The sequence below is a fragment of the Vibrio mediterranei genome, from assembly GCF_013364395.1.
In the GTDB taxonomy this organism is placed as follows: Bacteria; Pseudomonadota; Gammaproteobacteria; order Enterobacterales; family Vibrionaceae; genus Vibrio; species Vibrio mediterranei.
This window is the reverse complement of the sequence record NZ_JABXGK010000001.1, coordinates 1,206,538-1,225,024: the sequence shown is the minus strand read 5'-3', so window position 1 is coordinate 1,225,024 and position 18,487 is coordinate 1,206,538. Positions and strand designations below refer to the sequence as shown.

Annotated in this window: 17 protein-coding genes; 1 reads left to right on the top strand and 16 read right to left on the bottom strand. The window is 45.3% G+C overall.

The features are described 5' to 3' along the window. Position 1: 1 nt before the first annotated feature. The 9 genes from HOP38_RS05795 to HOP38_RS05755 form a co-directional block, all read right to left on the bottom strand. Positions 2-364, bottom strand: a complete 363-nt coding sequence (locus tag HOP38_RS05795) for a DUF2620 domain-containing protein (protein WP_031494231.1) — start codon at positions 362-364, stop codon at positions 2-4. A gap of 18 nt (positions 365-382) precedes the next feature. Continuing rightward, positions 383-1,267 (bottom strand): phosphotriesterase family protein, encoded by an 885-nt coding sequence (locus tag HOP38_RS05790; protein ID WP_198557647.1) that lies wholly within the window; start codon positions 1,265-1,267, stop codon positions 383-385. A 26-nt stretch (positions 1,268-1,293) separates the two neighbouring features. Further along, the gene (gene yhfZ, locus HOP38_RS05785; RefSeq protein WP_198557646.1) at positions 1,294-2,202 is read right to left on the bottom strand and encodes a GntR family transcriptional regulator YhfZ; all 909 of its coding nucleotides are present in this window, start codon (positions 2,200-2,202) and stop codon (positions 1,294-1,296) included. A gap of 197 nt (positions 2,203-2,399) precedes the next feature. Then, entirely contained in the window at positions 2,400-3,131 is a 732-nt protein-coding gene (locus tag HOP38_RS05780; protein ID WP_198557645.1) for a DUF3726 domain-containing protein, read from the bottom strand. Positions 3,132-3,141: 10 nt separating this feature from the next. Continuing rightward, positions 3,142-4,860: a hypothetical protein gene (locus tag HOP38_RS05775; RefSeq protein ID WP_242456512.1), complete on the bottom strand. Its 1,719-nt coding sequence runs from the start codon at positions 4,858-4,860 to the stop codon at positions 3,142-3,144. Positions 4,861-4,958: 98 nt separating this feature from the next. After that, entirely contained in the window at positions 4,959-6,527 is a 1,569-nt protein-coding gene (locus tag HOP38_RS05770) for a BCCT family transporter (RefSeq protein WP_423250089.1), read from the bottom strand. Between the two features lie 132 nt (positions 6,528-6,659). Continuing rightward, the gene (locus HOP38_RS05765; protein WP_006071574.1) at positions 6,660-7,649 is read right to left on the bottom strand and encodes a membrane dipeptidase; all 990 of its coding nucleotides are present in this window, start codon (positions 7,647-7,649) and stop codon (positions 6,660-6,662) included. Positions 7,650-7,731: 82 nt separating this feature from the next. Then, entirely contained in the window at positions 7,732-9,192 is a 1,461-nt protein-coding gene (locus HOP38_RS05760) for an aldehyde dehydrogenase family protein (RefSeq protein WP_107306770.1), read from the bottom strand. A gap of 78 nt (positions 9,193-9,270) precedes the next feature. Continuing rightward, positions 9,271-9,669, bottom strand: coding sequence for a RidA family protein (locus tag HOP38_RS05755; RefSeq protein ID WP_006071572.1), 399 nt, complete (start codon positions 9,667-9,669; stop codon positions 9,271-9,273). Positions 9,670-9,824: 155 nt separating this feature from the next. Between HOP38_RS05755 and HOP38_RS05750 the strand changes: the two genes are divergently transcribed. Beyond that, the gene (locus HOP38_RS05750; protein WP_198557642.1) at positions 9,825-10,706 is read left to right on the top strand and encodes a LysR family transcriptional regulator; all 882 of its coding nucleotides are present in this window, start codon (positions 9,825-9,827) and stop codon (positions 10,704-10,706) included. 75 nt (positions 10,707-10,781) lie between these two features. On the opposite strand, the gene fucO is transcribed toward HOP38_RS05750, so the two are convergent. The 7 genes from fucO to HOP38_RS05715 all read right to left on the bottom strand — a co-directional run bounded on the left by fucO (position 10,782) and on the right by HOP38_RS05715 (position 18,481). Then, the gene (fucO, locus tag HOP38_RS05745) at positions 10,782-11,930 is read right to left on the bottom strand and encodes a lactaldehyde reductase (RefSeq protein WP_006071570.1); all 1,149 of its coding nucleotides are present in this window, start codon (positions 11,928-11,930) and stop codon (positions 10,782-10,784) included. Between the two features lie 39 nt (positions 11,931-11,969). Then, positions 11,970-12,617: an L-fuculose-phosphate aldolase gene (fucA, locus tag HOP38_RS05740; RefSeq protein ID WP_006071569.1), complete on the bottom strand. Its 648-nt coding sequence runs from the start codon at positions 12,615-12,617 to the stop codon at positions 11,970-11,972. 2 nt (positions 12,618-12,619) lie between these two features. Continuing rightward, complete coding sequence (fucU, locus tag HOP38_RS05735) at positions 12,620-13,060, bottom strand: L-fucose mutarotase (RefSeq protein ID WP_006071568.1); 441 nt, start codon at positions 13,058-13,060, stop codon at positions 12,620-12,622. Beyond that, the gene (fucK, locus tag HOP38_RS05730; RefSeq protein WP_198557641.1) at positions 13,053-14,501 is read right to left on the bottom strand and encodes an L-fuculokinase; all 1,449 of its coding nucleotides are present in this window, start codon (positions 14,499-14,501) and stop codon (positions 13,053-13,055) included. The genes fucU and fucK overlap by 8 nt, the downstream gene beginning before the upstream one ends. 38 nt (positions 14,502-14,539) lie before the next feature. Beyond that, complete coding sequence (fucI, locus tag HOP38_RS05725) at positions 14,540-16,291, bottom strand: L-fucose isomerase (RefSeq protein ID WP_198557640.1); 1,752 nt, start codon at positions 16,289-16,291, stop codon at positions 14,540-14,542. A 29-nt stretch (positions 16,292-16,320) separates the two neighbouring features. After that, positions 16,321-17,631 (bottom strand): L-fucose:H+ symporter permease, encoded by a 1,311-nt coding sequence (gene fucP, locus HOP38_RS05720; protein ID WP_006071565.1) that lies wholly within the window; start codon positions 17,629-17,631, stop codon positions 16,321-16,323. Positions 17,632-17,710: 79 nt separating this feature from the next. Continuing rightward, positions 17,711-18,481: a DeoR/GlpR family DNA-binding transcription regulator gene (locus HOP38_RS05715; protein WP_198557639.1), complete on the bottom strand. Its 771-nt coding sequence runs from the start codon at positions 18,479-18,481 to the stop codon at positions 17,711-17,713. Positions 18,482-18,487: the final 6 nt, after the last annotated feature.

Below are 18,487 nucleotides of genomic sequence, written 5' to 3'. Positions count from 1 at the left end.
ACTACACCTCTCTCGCTAGCAATGTCGCTAACATAGGAACGGCGTGGTCTACGTGCTCAATTGATAATCCAAATGCCTTTTTGCCTTCGGTAATAAATTGAGCAATTTGCTCTTCCTTAGCTTGAATAGCAGGCTTCGCAATCGTGCACGACTCATTGAAGCCAATAATAGCAATAGCCATGCTAAGTGCAGCGCCCGCACCTGTATTGCAAGCCCCGACGTAGTAATCAAGTTCTCCTGCTTTTACTTTCATCGCGGCATCCATGTCGTTGAGAATGTGGCACTCAAACTTTCCTGGTGCCGCCTCTTCTATCTGCGCTTTAATTTGTTCGCGTTGTAAACCCGCGATTGCGATCGTTTTCATTCTGCTTTCCTTTTATGTTTATCCGTTATTGAAAAATCGGTTTGGATTGTGTTTGAGCATAATTTCGACATCATTTTCGCTTACACCAGAAGCTGACAGTCGAGGAACAAACTCCTCCGTCAAGTAGCTAAAACCTAACCCGCCATTCGCTTTTAAATGCGAACGTCGAGTTATATCCATCGACAACATAAGTTGCTCGACGTATCCCCTATCGATCAGGGTATTAATCACTTCAATTCTCTTTTCATCTGGGTAGTAACTGTTCTTACCAATTGTATCGAGCTGCACGTAACACCCGTGATCCAACAAGTAGAGCAAGTCATCAAGGTTATCTCGAAGGTCGCAGTGTCCTATCGTCACCTTCCTAAGGTCGATACCTTCACCACCAAGTAACTGGATCTGTTGCTTCGCCATCGTGCTAAATGAGGTGTGCGTTGAAATAGGCGCGCCTGTTTCTTTGTGAGCAATGACCGCAGCCAAGAAGACGTTCTTTTCTAGTGGGGAGAATTGGTTTTCGCTGCTCCCAATCTCACCAATCACAGACGCCTTTAGAGAGGTGCCATCCAGAGGCTGTTCAATTTCGTCAATCATGGTTTGGGCAATATCTCGAATCGACAGATTCGCTAAGAAATCCGGAAAGAAACCCTCGATGTAATAGCCAGTCGACAAAACAACATTCATCTCTGACGCCTTAATTAAATCCTCAATAAATTGAGGATTTCTACCCATAAAACGATTAGTCACCTCAACGATATTCCGTACTCCAAGTTTCCTAAGCGAGATAAGCTCCTGTTTAATCAATTCAAATTGATCAAGTTTGCAATCAATATCTCCCTTCTGAGGAGATAAATCGATATGCAGATGCTCATGGCAATAGGTAAAACCGGTTGTGTCGAATGACATCTCATTTTCTCCTTGTTAGCTAGAACCTAATAAGTTGGAATCACTTTACCGGATATCACGTCCGTTTGATGCGCTAGTAACTTCTCGTTATTGACGAATTTCTTTAGCATGGCCTTTAGATAGTCCGAACCTTTTCTAACCATCAACACTGCAATCGACGCCTTTTCAAAATCCGGAATAGACGTGAGCGGCTCTTCGCTAAGGCCCATCGCCTCAATAGAATCTTCTCGTGAGGCATACCAGATTGCAGCATCGATCTCCCCTTTGACAATCTGTTTGAGACATTCGTTATAAGGTACTGGAACCACCTCAATTTCTTGATCTTTAAAGTAGATTTCAGTAAGCAGTTTTTGGTCTGGCGATTCAGCATCAACACCGATTCGTTTAATGTTATTACGCTCCGACTGCCTGTAAATCAATCGATGTTCTGGTACATAACTGTGCGCATCCAACTCTACTGCAATCTCCAAGTCGCCTTCTGCAACATACTTTTCTGACGCCAGTTTGGACATGATAGCGATATCGTAGATACCGTCACTAAGACATTCCGCCCTAACCCCTGCGCCTCTCATATGAGCAAAATACAGGGGCACGTTGTCTATCTGTTGCTTAAGACCAGAGGCCAATCCCTCGTAATGCTTTGTATACGGCAGCGGCATCGCACAAACGATATTACCAATCTCGGATATACCCACCAGCTTATTAAAATTTAGTGAAGAGATAATGGTGCCATTACGCCCTTGACGGCTTAGGTAGATCGCTTCTTCCTTTTCGATAAATTTAATCGCGTTTGCTACATATCCAACGGAACAACCGATGTCGATCGACAGCTCATCAATCGTCTTGAGTCTATCTCCAGCCTCAGTCGTTAATAAATAACGGGCGATATGAATAATGGCCGCTCCGTTTTTCTTTATATAGTTTTGACTACTCATTTTTTATTCTTCATTTTTTTGAGGATTTAATTTAACCATACCAGAACAATAAAAAAAGCAAAGCGCGTCACACTCTTATTAACTACTGACAAAAAGCATTAAAACTGGATTGCCAGTCACCAAAAATGAAAAAAGTGCCGGATTACTCGGCACTTTCATCTATTGCTAACTTTATAAGATCAGTGTGGGCTTGATTATCACTCCACTAATTCACCCGCTCCTTGCAGTGAGCGCTGACTGTTTTCTACTAAGAATCTCGTTGCCGTCTGCTTTAACATTGCCCACTCGGCATCATCAACAAAAATGCCTTCTACCCAAGCGGCTTGCTGCGAGCTAGAAAGTTCAGTGCTATCGATATGGGTGTTGTATTGGCCCGCTAATGCTGTCTGGTTAAAGTCCTCAATCGACAGTTCAATCGTCATCGAGTGAAGGTCGTCTTCAACAAGGTCGGTGTCAGAAAAATAGAGCTCAGGTGCAACACATCCTCGGTTGAGTACATAAAGAGTGCGTTTGGGCTGACTACCATTGCTCCAATATGCTCTACAAGCAATACCCTTCGCTGCCAGTTTTACCAATTCACTATACGCCAACCAGCGATTGTGACAGTTCAATAATGTCATTTTGAGCTGCTTCTGCCCAACCATCGACTCGAGTGCGAAATCTAAGATCACAGGCAGATGGCACGCTACGCTATTTTGGTGGAGGTCCACCTCCAGTAAACCTGGTTCAACCTTATTGATTTGAACTGCGCAGTCTTGTTCGAGACCTAGGTAGTTACATGCATTGTTAAAATGGCGAATCCCATTAAGCCCAACCATTTGCAGGTCCGCAACCATATTAGCAATCACGTCCGCTTCGCCACAGGAACGTTTCATTCCCAAAAAAGCTTTGTTTACTGCAGCGACTAATTCATTGTGAGATACGATCATACCAACGTCCTTATGGCGTAATAGAGTTAATGGAAGTCATAGATTGCTCACTAGGCAACAATGGAAAGATCCAATTATCTTGGTAATTCTCATCGCCGATTTCGTCTAGCAATGGGGCACCTTGGAAAAAGGTGACTCGGACCCAGCGGTCAGATCGAGGATCAAACTTCGTCGCCCCAAAGATGGCGAGTTTGCAACGCAATAAATGCATAGGTAGTGACTGTTTATGGAGAACATTCATTTGAATGTCTCCCATCACGCGATTACCTAGCGTCCATATCCTTCTTGCAATAGCTCGATATTGAGGAGAATGCAGCAGAAATTGCGCAATCGACATCTCTTGAGATTGTTGCTCTAACGCTCTGTACAGGTAATACGCTTGTCTACCAATATCAAGCGGTAGTTCTTTATCTGCACCTTGTTCTTCCTCACGAACACCTAAGCGTGGCTCTTCTTTGTCCTGTGACCGATACCAGAACCAATAGTTGTTTTCTGGCATCGAAAAGTTAGTACTAACTGCCCACTGATAACGAGTTTCCAATAACGAAATCAAATCACTGACTTTTTTACCCGTTGGCAGGTACAGCGTTTCATCCGTATTCATCTGATCTGCAAATACATCAACTTGTTCTGGGTAGAGCTCCATCAGACACGCAATGAGGATTTCTTGGGCTTCCATATTCATTAACTGATTTTGTTCGAGCAAATCACCCCAAGTTGAAGCATTTTCAAGATGTGTAGCTAGGTCGTCTACTAGTAAAGACAATTCATCAAGCGCCTGCTGATTTAAGCTGTTTTGCACCTCATTAATCGTTATTACTTGCGCCAAGTGCATAGTCGCTTTGCTAAGCAGAACTTTAAGTTGCGGCAACTTATCTTTATTAGTTTGCTGCGCCAACACCATCGCGAGTGCTTTTTCTCGTGACGTCATCCACTGGTCAACGATGCATGGGTGATTAATCAAATATGGCGCCATACCAAGCCCAGTCGCATTTCCAACACCCAAGTATCGCTGCAAACCGCGATCTAATGATATCGCTTTATCACCGCCTTGTTGCGTCGCCAAGTAATGCACCCAATCCAAACTGAATTCGCGTAGCAGATACACCGCGCACATTTGGGCGCTGAATGACTGACTAAAGTCATCGTTATCTTCCAGTAACTTAAAGTCAGCAATGCCGAACTTACCATTACCGTAAACTGCCGTTGTACGCAGAATATAACCAACCTCAGCAAGCTCTTTCGCGTCTGGTTGAGTGCCCTTGGCAAGGTGAGAAACAATATGTTCGAAGACTCGAACACTCTTATTGGCGCGAGCCAATACAAGAACATCGTTGGTATTGCGCCCCGCTTCTTGAAGCGGCACATTGGCACGCAGCTTTTCCAACAGAGACACATCAACATCTCCATACACTAGGGCGAATGTCACATCCCATTTCTCTGCAATCACGCGATCATTGCGCTCTTCATCAGCAATCTGGTCACAAAATACCACTAGATGATAAACGTGCTTAGGTGTTGCGAGACGGTAAATGACGTGTCCATACCCTTGTGGCGACAACTGCCATTCATGCTTATTCACCTGCCAATTTTGCTGTGCCATTTTGCGGATTAAGCTGCGCACAAAACTGATTCGATTTTGATGCATAGCGCCAAGTCGTTGTGGATTCATTACCACATCAACGCTACGAAGCGGAGTCTCAGTGTAAGTTGAACGATGTACATCCATTTTGCTCACCTGTTTTAATTATAAGAATGATTGGAGCTGCGTGGGGTGTGAACCTAAGCCCACACAGCATTCACGTTATTGAAGAACTATTGTTGTGTTTATAAGCCTTGTTCTTTCGCCAGTTTCATCGCGATTTGCGGAGCGTTCCATAGTGAGGGCAACAGCACTAAGGATACTGGTACCGCGGTTATCACGATAAAGGACTGCAGTGCCGAAATACCGCCCGATCCCAGTGATATTAAGATGATTGCCGTCACCCCCATCATTACTCCCCAAAAGGTACGGACGATGGCATTTGGCTCCGTTTCACCACTGATGACAACACTGATGGTGTAAGTCATCGAATCTCCCGTAGTGACGATGAATATGGTGGTAAGCACTAAGAACAAAATGGAAACTAGCATTGGCATAGGTAGCTGTTGTGTTACTGCGAGTAACGCTCCCGGAAGGTTAAACCCTTCGAATGCTTTACTAACACTACCAGGGTCAGCAATCTCGAACGCAAGTCCAGTCCCACCAACAATGGTGAACCAAAAACAGGTCGCAAATGGCGCCGCAATACTAATGATAGAAATGATTTGGCGAATGCTTCGACCACGTGAGATACGAGCAATAAAGATAGCCATTAATGGCCCATAACCTAAGAACCAACCCCAGAAGAATACCGTCCACCAGCTCAGCCATCCCTCATCGCCTCGATATGTCGCCATTGGAATAAAGTTATCCAACATGGTACCCATACCCTGGATATAGCCATTGAAGATAAAGTTAGTTGGACCAAACAATAGGATGTAAACCATCAGCGCAATAGCTAAGATGACGTTATAACGGCTCAACATCTGCATGCCGCGATTAAGGCCGCTGAGTGCTGATAGCGTGTATAGCACTATCGCAAACAGAATAATGATCAGCTGAGTGGTAAAGCCATCTGGAATATCAAACAGTGCGTTCAATGCATAGCTCACTTGCAGCCCCAGAAAACCAATAGGTCCGATGGTTCCTGCAGCAACTGCTACAATACAACATGCGTCAATCAGAGCACCGGTATGACCTTTCAACGCACGCTCTCCCAACACTGGATACAGTAAGGTTCGAGGTTTTAAAGGTAAGCCTTTGTCATAGTGCAAATGCATCATAACAATAGAGGTTAAGCTACCTACAATTGCCCATGACAAGAAGCTCCAGTGCATAAATGACTGCGATAAAGCATTAATCGCTGTTTGCATAACGCTGTCTTGGGGACCGTACAGAGGAGGAGGACTCACATAGTGCGCAATAGGCTCAGCTGCTGCCCAAAATACACCGCCCCCTGCCAGTAAGGTACAGAATAGAATAGCCATCCAGCGAAATGAGTCTAGCTCTGGTTTCACGTTACCGCCCAAAATCACTTTGCCTGTTCGCCCTGCTGCGAGACCAAGACCAATAAGAAAAGTGAGTAGTAGTAATATTTGCCAGTAAGGACCAAAAACTTTTACTGACCAGCTAAAACCAGCATTGACTAGAGAAGAAAGCAGCTCGCCATCATAAAGCGCAAGTGCAACAAACAGAGCGATAAAGCCACCACTGTACCAAAATGCAGGGTTACTCAACCCCAACTTATCCGATGAAGAGAGTTTACTTTGATGTTCTATCTCCGCGCTTGCAGAAGACGGTGGTGCTGTGTTCATGCTATTGGTTAGATCAGACATACTCTGACTCCAGAAGTTTGTGTTGCTCGCCTTGGGGAAAGCAACCTATGTTGTGTTTAACGCTCACCTATTGTTTTTGTATTGGCGAGCTCTTCCATGTTCGGGTGTACGCTATAGATTTGGCTCCAATCCTTGTTGTAAGAAGTCAAACCAATTAACACCCATAATTTTCCCCGCCTCGACTTCACTAAAGCCATGACGGACTAATCCGTTGTAGATGTTTTCCATTCCTTTGCTGCCGCTGAACCAAGGAAGAGCATCAGGCCAACCTGAGTTAGCAGCCGAGCCTTCGCCATAATCCATGGTTTTTGACCAGCGTCCGTTGCGCATCCACTCCAAAACTTGTTGAGGTTGATTCAGGCAAAGGTCGCTACCGATACCAATGTGGTCGATACCTGCAATATCCGCAGTTTTCTCTACCATTTGGCAGAAATCCTCTAATGAACACTCACTGCCATTGGGTAGATGAAATGGATAAAGGCTAAATCCAATCAGGCCGCCACGCTCGGTAAGGGATTTGATCACCGTGTTCGACTTGTTTCGCAGTGCATCATGAGCGAACGTTGGATTGGCATGACTGATACAAATTGGACGAGCAGAAAGGTCTATCGCCTCCAGCGTTGAACGTTCGGCGCTGTGTGACATATCGATGATCATGCCGACACGGTTCATCTCTTCGATGACTTGCTTACCAAAACGGGTGATGCCTGTGTCGTGCTTTTCGTAACACCCTGTCGCTAATAGGCTTTGGTTGTTGTAGGTCAGTTGCATGATGAGCAGCCCTTGACGGCGCATGACTTCAATTAAGCCAATTTCGTCATCAATCGGAGAACAGTTCTGCGCCCCCATAAAAATGCCAACCTTGCCCGATGCCTTTGCAAGCTCGACATCTGCCATGGAATAAACCGGCATAATGAGGTCGTCGTTTTGCTCGAAACGAAGGTTCCATTCGGCAAATCGAGTCAGTGTCTCACGTGCATTCTCGTGATAAGCGATAGTAACGTGAACAGCGGTAATGCCGCTGGCTTTGAGCGTTTGAAAATACTCTCTGTCCCAATTGCAGTATTGCAATCCGTCTATGACAATCCCTTGCTGGTACATACCCCACCTCTTGCTGTACTCATTGAATTGGTGTTCAAAATGAGTGACGTCACAACGTCACTCTCTCGGCGTCGTGTGATTATTAGTAAGGGCGTTGGTACGCTGTTTTTACTACGGTATAAAACTCTTTTGCATATTGACCTTGCTCACGAGGACCAAAGCTAGACTCTTTACGACCACCAAACGGCACGTGATAATCTGTGCCTGCTGTTGGCAAGTTCACCATGGCACAACCGGTTTGGATCTGTTGTTTGAAGATGGCACTGTTTCGCAGGCTTTGTGTGATGATGCCACCCGTTAATCCAAATCGTGTGTCGTTCGCTGTTGCGATTGCTTCGTCAAGGTCGGCAACTCGAATAACGCTCGCCATAGGCGCAAACACCTCTTCTTGGTTCACTTCCCACTCATTCTTAGTGTTCAAGAACAGTGTTGGTGACATGTAGTAACCCTCATGCGCAAGATTCAGACGTTCTCCGCCAAATGCTAGCTCTGCTCCACTTTGACGAGCTTTTTCAATCCACCCAAAGTTTGCCTCTAACTGGTTGCCATCGACGACAGGTCCCATAAAGATGCCTTCTTCAAGTGCGTGGCCTACTTTTAGTTCGCTCATGCGCTTAATGAGTGCCTCAACATATTGATCATGAATGCCGTCCATCACCACAAGACGAGAAGACGCAGTACACTTTTGGCCTGCGCCAGAGAAAGATCCAGCAATCGTCGCCTCTACTGCAATCTGAATATCAGCATCATCAGCAATGACCAGAGCATTTTTGCTACCCATTTCCAACTGGCAACGAACAAAATTCGGGGCGGTTGCGGCTGCCACTTTACGTCCCGTTTCTACAGAACCCGTGAAGCTGACGCCGTTCACGTCTGTAGAATTGATCAAAGTGTTACCCACTTCAGAACCACTACCTAACACCAAGTTAAACGTGCCAGCAGGTATGCCTTGACGATGGATAATTTCCGTTAAAGCCACTGCACTCGCTGGAGTAAGATTCGCAGGTTTCCAAATGACGCTGTTACCAAAAGCCAATGCAGGTGCAATCTTCCAAGCCGCCGTTGCTGTTGGGAAGTTCCAAGGGGAAATAATCGCAATCACACCAACGGCTTCACGAGTCACTTCCACCGAAACGCCCGGACGCACTGAATCAGCACTGTCACCTATCTGACGTAACACCTCAGCCGCGAAGTATTGGAAGAATTGACCAGCTCGATAGATTTCACCACGACCTTCTAAAAATGGCTTGCCCTCCTCGCGAGAAAGCAAGGTACCAAGTTCATCGCAGCGTGCTATCAGTTCGTCTCCAATTGCTTGAAGTACCGCTTGCTTGCGTTCAATAGGCGTTTTTTCCCACTCTGGCTGTGCATGTTTAGCTGCGGATATGGCTTGCTGAACCTGCACTTGGCTTGCTTGAGCAAAGTGACCTAGATTTTCAGAAATATCTGATGGGTTAATGTTGGCGATGGTGCTCACACCAGACTGCCACTCCCCTGCGATGTACAAGGCATTTTCAGTTGGAATAGTAAGTTGTTGAGTCATTTGTGCTTTCCTTGTTCTGTAGCTCGCTAGATGAGATCTAGCCGCCAATATTCTGCTTAGTTGATTAGTAAACTGTTGTTACTCTGGTTGCGGCGCGGCTGCGTACACAACAAACTCCACCAGCATTTCTTCTCTCGCTAACCCCGCCACGACCATAGCTGCGCGATTTGGATAAGGTGCTTCAAAATACTCTGCATAAACTTCGTTGACGGTTTTGAGGTACTCTCGGTCTGTCACGTAGATCAACACTTGCAGAACTGAATCTAGAGATGAACCTGCACATTCCAGTGTGTGAGAAAGGTTGCTAAATGTCTGACGGGTTTGTGCTTCAATGCCACCATCAACAACAGCTCCAGTATCATCGATAGGGATCTGCGCGGTATATAATGTGCCATTGTTGACGATCGCCCATTCAAGTGGCGCCTTTGAAGCAAATAGAGAAGTTTTAACTGGAGACTTTTGGGTTTGAAAATTCACGAGCAATCCACCATTTGTAACAACTATGTTTCTTAGTGGTTAAATAATGCTACTTGATATTTGATAAATCTAACGGTAAATTTTTTACATTTGATAAGTAAAATCTATCACCTTACAAAAGATACGGTGACAAAAGGGCTTAAGGAAGTGGTCTAATGAGTATCAAACTTCAACAATTGCGGCATTTTGTGATGGTGGTCGAAGAAGGTGGATTCAGAGCGGCCTCAAATAGAGCCAACCGCTCGCAAGCAGCATTATCCACATCAATAAAAGAACTTGAAAAGAACTTAGGTCAGGCGCTGTTTGAATCCGGGAACAAATCTAAACTCACACCATTTGGCGAGATATGTCTGCCCAAAGTAATCCAGTTCCTTAACGTCTATAGTGCATTAGATAATGATTTACGAGCCGCTGCCGCGGGACAACAGGGACGAGTCAGAATCGCCAGTGTCCCCTCTGTCGCTGCTAAGCTGATTCCCAGTGTATTGGGTGCTTTTTGCGAACAATTTCCCAATGTGGAGGTAAGTCTGATTGATGATAACGCCGCTGGTGTCGAAGCACGACTATTGTCAGGGGAAGTCGACTTGGCCCTAGGTAACAGCTCACACCTTGAGGATGGCGCTATCGAGTTTACACCGCTTATCTCAGATCCTATTGGTGTCGTCTGTTTGAAAGACAACCCTATTGCTTCTCAAAGCGAAGGCATCGAATGGCAAACTCTGTTACAACAGCCGTTTATCAGAAATGGTACTTGTAAACTCCTAGACCCAACACCAGCCAGAGCCCTCAGCGAGCAAGCTTTGTATTCCGTCGAAAATATCACCTCTCTTTTCTCTGTATTGGAGCTTGGTATTGGCATTACCACACTGCCAAAACTTGCCTTTCCCACTAATGAAACTCGATTAGTCTGGCTTCCTCTGATCGACCCACCTTTACAAAGGCAAATCGGGATATTTCGCCTTACTGAGCGAACGATTTCCCCTCAAGCACAAGCATTCCATGACTTATGTGTGACTTATTTGAATTATGACGAATAGCGGACATCAAGCACCTACGCAACATTCAAAAGGATGTTCAGAAAAACCTAGCATTGCGCTAGGTTTTTCATTACGTTACATAGCTTGAGCAAATAGCTTAAGGATTTCTTCTCGCGTCGGAACTCTAGGGTTGCCTCCAAGACATGGGTCAGCCAGAGTCTTATCTAACCAAAGAGCAAAATCACTTTCTTGAATGCCTAGCTCTGCTAAGCCATTTGGAATTTGCACGCGCTGTGAAAGCTGACGAATTCTCGCTATCGCAGCTTTCGCCGCAGATTCATCATCTAAGTCCGCAGTACTCGAACCCATAGCTTCGGCAATCGCTCTAAACGGTTGCGGACGTGTTTGAGCATTGAACTCACACACTTCCGGTAACAAGATAGCATTACAAACACCATGAGGAAGGTTATGCGTAGCACCTGGTTGATGAGCCATGGCGTGAACCAAACCTAAACCTGCGCTGTTAAACGCCATACCCGCAAGAAACTGAGCACAAGCTAATTGTTCACGCGCCTCTAGATTCTGGCCATCATCTACCGCAACAGGTAACCATTTATTGATGAGGCGAATTGCTTCTAAAGCCGTCGGTTTAGTTAGTGTATGTGCACCGGGTGTAACATAAGCTTCAATGGCATGGGTGAGCGCATCCATACCCGTGCTAGCGGTTACGCTGCTTGGTAATCCCAACATAAGCTCAGGGTCATTAACCGCCAAATCAGGGATCTGTTTGGCATCGATAATCACCATTTTCACTTGCCGTTCTTCGTCAGTAATAACCGAATTAGAGGTCATTTCTGCCGCTGTCCCTGCTGTCGTATTAACCGCGACAAAGTAGTCACCTACAACTCGCACTTTGCCTACACCTTCATAATCACAGATGTCACCGCCATTTGAGGTCACTATGCGTATAGCTTTAGCACAATCTACAGGGCTACCTCCACCTACAGCAATGAAACAGTCACACTGTTCCTTTTGGTACAGCTCGACCCCTTCTCTTACTAGTGCAGCCGTTGGGTTTGGTGTCACTTTATCGAACAACACATAATCAATGCTGAGCTGCTCCAATTGAGCCAGTAATGAATCAAGAATTCCCAGTTTAACCAGATTCGCATCTGTCACAATAAGCGCAGTGTTAATCGATTGAGCTTGGATCTCTTGTACCGCATCATTAATAGCGCCAGCCCCAGCTAAACTCAACTTGGGTAAATTTAAAGAAAAAGCCATGGTCATTTCCCTCTACATCTTCAATTAGGTTATTGGTAACTACTGCTCAACTCTCAGTCCATATGACTTGAACTTGCCCAAGACCTTTTGCATTTCAGCATCGTCAAGCACAGGGACATCTGGTGTAATCGCCATTGTTTTCAGATAGAGGTCAGCCAATACTTCGACTTCATGTGCTAGCCACAGTGCTTTTTCTAAATTAGCCTCACCCGCAATAAGTCCATGGTGTTGCAGCAAAATGGCTTTGCTGTTTGCCATCCCTTCTTTGACATAATCGGCTAGTTCGTGACTGCCAAAAGTAGCGTAAGGGACACAAGGGATCTCTGTCGCACCCGACGCAGCAACCATATAATGAATCGCTGGGATTGGTTTGTTCAGAATGGATACCGCCGCACAATTAATGGCGTGATTGTGAACTACCGCGTTAACGTCTTCACGAGTTTGATAACAAGTCAGATGGAAGTGCCACTCTGATGACGGTAACTTGCCTTCCTCAAAGAACCCATCATGAGTGACATACACAATATGATCGGGGGTGAGTTTGTCGTATGCGATGCCCGTTGGTGTGATCAACATACCGTTATCAAAACGAACACTGACATTTCCAGCAGTGCCTTGGTTCAACCCAAGTCTTGTCATTTCAAGGCAAGTGTCGATGATTTGTTGCGAAAGTTGTTGTCTGTTCATGCTTATAGTTCCTTAAATTCTGTTACGCCTTTCTTAAGAATGATGTTGCCGTATTTTGCCGTTTCGCCAGTAACGACGACGGCGGCGCAACTTCTCACGCGTTCATAAAAAGCAAATCGTTCGATACGCTCAATCATGGTTGCATCAATGTTGTTAGTGTTTATCGCGGTTAGATAGCGATCCTCAACCGAAGGATCTAACGTATCGCCTTCAACAGCCTGCATCATCGCCAAGGGCTGCTGAACATATTGGTCCAATTCAAATAGTGGGATGATGCCGCTTAGTAGCGTGCTAACTCGAATACCATCAGCCCTAATAACGTTGGAATTAAAGCTCGCAGCCGGAAAATGTGCGTCTGCAAGTAAGATTTCGTCTCCGTGTCCCATGCCTGCTAATGTTGCAATTAACTGCGGAGATAGCGCCGGATGAATTCCTTTAAGCATATTCTGGCTCCTTCTTTGTGCTCATTACGTGATTACGTGGTTCGACTCTCGTTGTCGGCGATTTCATGGCATTTTGAGCCTCAGATAACGAGTTAAAATGACCAACACCGTAAAACGCCACCATTGCAGCTCCAGTTACCGTCGCCTCTGCTTGGTCGACGATTAATAGTGGCTTTTGAATGGCATCGGCACGCAATTGGTTCCAGAGCGTATTCTTTGTCCCTCCACCTACGGCAATAACGGGTAAACTTCCTAAATGGCAACGCTCTGCAAGGTAATCAAAGTTACGTTTGAACTGCAGACTTAATCCTTCAAAAACAGCTCGGGTAATTTGTCCTCTCGTGGTGTGAATAGACAAACCTTCAATGGCACCGTTACCTTGCCCTCCAGCGTCGACAGAAAAATCTGGATTAAAGCGAACATTCCCTGCTCCAGGGCCGGCGGACTCAGCTTCTGAAATCATGATCTGATAAAGTTCGCTGCTGTCTTTTTCCGCTTGATAAAAGTGGTTAACAACCCACTCAATAACAGCACTGGACAACCATTGGATAGCCGGGTTGTATACCCCTTGAACCGCATCCAATTCGACTGTTAATCCTTTTTCAAGAGAGTCTCTATCCACCTTGGGCTTCGACGAACGAGCCATGAGAATTTCCCATGTACCTGAACTTAAAAACGCTTGGTCTTGTTCAGCACCAGAACCAATTAACGCAAACTGAGTATCATGTCCGGTAGAAACGACGGGAGTCGACTTTGGTAATCCCAACAGCTCAGCCACCTCATCGAGTACCAACCCAACCTGACAACCGGCATCTATTAGGTTCGGAAAGTGCTCAGCACTTAAATCTAGGTATGACAATGTCTTATCATCCCAATTACCATCACCTAGACTTGTTAGCATTGAGGTACCAGCCATGGTTCGATCTGTGGTCAGTTCTCCGGTTAACTTGTGAGTTAGCATCGAGGAAATGAACACAAACTTGTCCATCGATTGATAGATCTTCGGCTCGTTATCTTTAAGCCAACGAAGCTTGTAGAGCGTATTGAAGCTGTAGTCGCCAACCCCATTACTTTGGTAGAGGGCGAGTCTGTCGGTCTCTGTCTCTACTTGCGACATCACAGGTACCGTTCTCGGACATTTCCAAGAAATAATTGGATAGATTTGTTGAGCGCTTTTCGAATACGGTGCACCATCAACCCCGAACGTGGTTACTGTCACCGCCACTATCTGCTCTGCATTCAGTTGGCTAGTAACCGCGGCGCAGCACCTGACCAGCTTGCTCCATATCTCTGCAAAATCCCACACATGGTATTGGTTTTCAGAACCCGATAACTGAGTGTTGTTTTTGATGTAGTGCGACGCGAGTATTTGTCCGTTATCGGAGACGGCAATGGCTCTAATATTGGTAGCGCCACAATCCAAAACTATTACTACTGACATAACGCGATCCTATAGGCGGGTTTCCCCGCCTTACCTAGTTACTTATATAGAGGGCCAAAGTTGGCACAAGCTCGGTAGTCTTGACCTTCCGCATCCTGACCAAATGCGCTCCAAGTATGCGGGCGGAAAATCTCGCTCGACTCAACGTTATGCATAGACACCGGAATACGTAGCATGGAAGCTAAGGTAATGAGATCCGCCCCGATATGACCATGAGTGATAACGCAGTGGTTCGCACCCCAATTAGCCATGACCGAGTACACGTCTCTAAATGCACCAGTGCCAGTGAGTCTTGGAACAAACCACGTCGTTGGCCATGTTGGGTTGGTACGCTCATTCAACGTATTGTGAACATTTTCAGGAAGCGTGATGGACTGCCCTTCAGCAATTTGTAACACAGGGCCAACACCCTTAATGAGATTGATTCTGTGCATAGTGAATGGCATGTCACCATGTGTTAGGAAGTTCGAAGAGAAACCTCCTCCACGGAAGTATTCACTTATTGCAGGCGGCCATTGAGTAGCATCTAGGCATTGTTGCGCATCTTCAACCGTCATATCCCAATGAGGCTTGATAACAGGTTTGCCTTGCTCATCTTTTGCTTCGCCACTGCCGTCTAACGCAGCGGAACCGGAGTTAACAAGGTGAATGAAACCAGATTCTGGTTTGTAGCCACTCACTCGTTCTACCGCACTATCAGACCAATAGGTTCGAACATCGCAAAAAACCTGAGCTTGACCGGTAAGCATCTTGCCAAACAGCATGTTTACGCCGTTTAAACTGTCGTTCTCTGTAGCTAGAGCAAACGGTTCACGAAGTCCATTCCAGTCAAAAGACGAGTTAAGGATCGCTTCGCTAAAGTCACCGTTTGGCAAATGATCAGTCCAGTGGCGTTGACCTTGGAAGCCGCCCACTACGGCGTTGTGTCCCATTGCTTCTTCGCCAAAGCCTAACTGCGCTAGTTTAGGGTTACCTATCATGAGGTCGCGCATGATCATCGTCATCTTAACGACTGTTTCCCAATCTTGCTGCTTTTGCTCTTCAAGCAACGCTTCGCCGTTATAATCTTTGCCTTCTTTACAGTTTTCTTTTGTCCATGCTAATGCCAACTCAAACTCATCTTTATCGTAGACTTCACGATCCAAGCGTCGCTTAATTTCAGTCATGTCGACATATTCATTTCTCATTCCCAAATAACGTTGGAAGAAATCTGGATCGACCACCGAACCTGCAATACCCATCGAGACCGAGCCCATGGACAGGTATGACTTGCCTTTGATGGCTGCTACTGTTAAGCCAGCACGGCAGAAACGTAAAATCTTATCCTGAACATCTTGAGGAATAGATGTGTCATCAGCGTCTTGCACCTCTTGCCCATAGATAGAAAAAGCGGGTAAACCAAGCTGAGAATGCCCAGCCATGGCCGCGGCTAAGTACACTGCTCCTGGGCGTTCTGTGCCATTAAAGCCCCAAATCGCTTTTGGCATATGTGGGTCCATATCAATAGTTTCTGTACCATAGCACCAGCAAGGTGTAACAGTAATTGAAACCCCTACATTCTCGCGACGAAACTTATCTGCACACGCCGCTGCTTCCGCAACACCGCCTATCGTGCTGTCAGCGATAACACATTCAACCGCAGTGCCACATACATGCTTAATGTTTTCTTCAATGAAAGCAGCGAGGTTCTTCGCCATATTCATAGTTTGAACTTCTAGAGACTCGCGAACGCCCATTTGGCGACCATCAATGGTTGGACGAATACCAATTCTTGTTAGGGTTGTAGTCATAATTTTGTTCTCGTTTCCGTTAAATTGAATTACTGCTTAATTTTGTAGCCGTTAAGGCCGAAGTAGATAAGGTATGCAAAGCCAATTAGAGGGATAATGAAGGCAGCTTGAATACCCATCGAATCTGAAATCTGTCCCATAATGGCGGTGAGTACTGCGCCACCTAAGATAGCCATAATCAGACAGCTACCTCCGAATTTTGAATCACTGCCAAGGTCACGAAGTGATAGACCGAAGATGGTTGGGAACATCAATGACATACATGCTGAGATACCAACTAAAGCGTAAGCACCAACCACGCCACCAACAGTCATCAGCATTAGCACTAGAACAGAGGCTACCAATGCGAGTGCTGCTAATAGTTTCTCCGGTGCGATGTACTTCATTAAACCAACGCATACGAATCTAAAGACACTAAAAGTAATGATTGATACCAACAGGTAAGTGGATGCTTCCGCTTCAGTGCCGCCGACTTGAGTCATCACATAACGAATCGTCCACGACCAACAGCCAATCTGACAACCAACATAAAAGAACTGACCGATCACGCCTTTGACAAAGTGTTTTTTCTGCATCAGGCGACCAAATGTGGCGCGGATAGACATGTCTAAGTCGCTCTCAGCAACCGTGTCTTTTGCTGCCGGCATCTTAGTGAACGCAATCGCTAACCAAACAAAGACAATCACCGCCGCCACCATGAGATATGGCATCATTACTGCGTTCAGCTCAGATGTTTGAATCGCAGACAACTCTGCTGAACTCATAGCGGCGCGTTCAACATCCGTTGCCGGGTTCAATTGAGATAAGATATACACCTTACCGATCACTACCCCAGTAATAGAGCCCACAGGGTTAAAGGCTTGAGCAATGTTTAAACGTCGTGTTGCCGTCTCTTCCGGTCCCATCGCGATAATGTAAGGATTGGCACTGGTCTCAAGGATGGATAGACCACCCGCAAGCACAAACAGCGCCATTAGAAATGGTAGGTATTGCATTGCTTGGGCTGCCGGGTAGAACAGGATAGCTCCGCAAGCGAATAGACCTAATCCCAGTAGCACTCCCGCTTTATAACTATAACGTTGAATAAAAAGAGCAGCAGGAAGAGCCAGTACAAAATAGGCTCCGTAAAAGGCGGTTTGTACCAAGCCTGATTGCATATCGGTTAATGTAAAGACCTTTCTAAATTGAGCGATCAATACGTCGGTCATATTGTTTGCCAGTCCCCATAAAGCAAAACATGAGGTAAGCAAGATAAACGGTATTAAAATACTCTTAGGTATGACTTCAGAGTTTCCTTTCTTTGATCCACGGTCCGTGGTGGATATTAGTACGTCGGTCATTTTCTTTTCCTTTAGATATACTGTACCCTCCAAATTAATGTTGGATACTGTTTCACGTTATTGGATTAAACTAATTATTTTATATTGGTGTTATCGTGTGTTTATTTGGATTTGAAATTGAATTCATATCACCATGAATATCATTTTCAATTTCCGCATTGGAAATCAATATATCGATTTCACAAAAATCACATATTTTTAATAAACTTCGTTTCTTGTATTTATTTTTATCCGCAATAAGAATATTCTTGCTCGACACTTGGATGAGCGTCTTTTTTATCTCGTAATTGTATTCATTCGAATCCCACACACCACTATGTTCATCAAAGCCCACACACGAGATTACACTCAGGTCAAGCGCCATTTCCTGCAAAGTATTTTTGGCAATCAAACCATAGAATGATTTATATTTTTCTGAGTAGTGACCACCTAAGCTAATAATCGTTATATTCTTTTTCCCAGATAGGACACTAATATTATTCAACGAGTTGGTTACAATCGTACAACGAATATCAGGTAATGCTTGAGCAACTAGCCAACTTGAAGAACTAGCGTCTAAACCGATAACGGCACCTTCATAAATATGCTCAATAACCTGTTTAGCCAAATCTTGTTTGTCTTGCATATTGCTTGAGGCTCGATTAGTAAACGACGTTCCTTCATCAATATAACGCTTACTTATAGCGCCACCATGAGTACGAATTAATTCACCTTTTTTATCTAGCGTTTTAAGGTCTCGACGAATTGTTTCCACCGACACATTTAATTCCGATGCCAAGTCTTGAACTGAAACTTGACCAACCTTTGAAATTAAACCCAAGATAAAATTCGCTCTGGTAATTGCTTGCATCGTTTC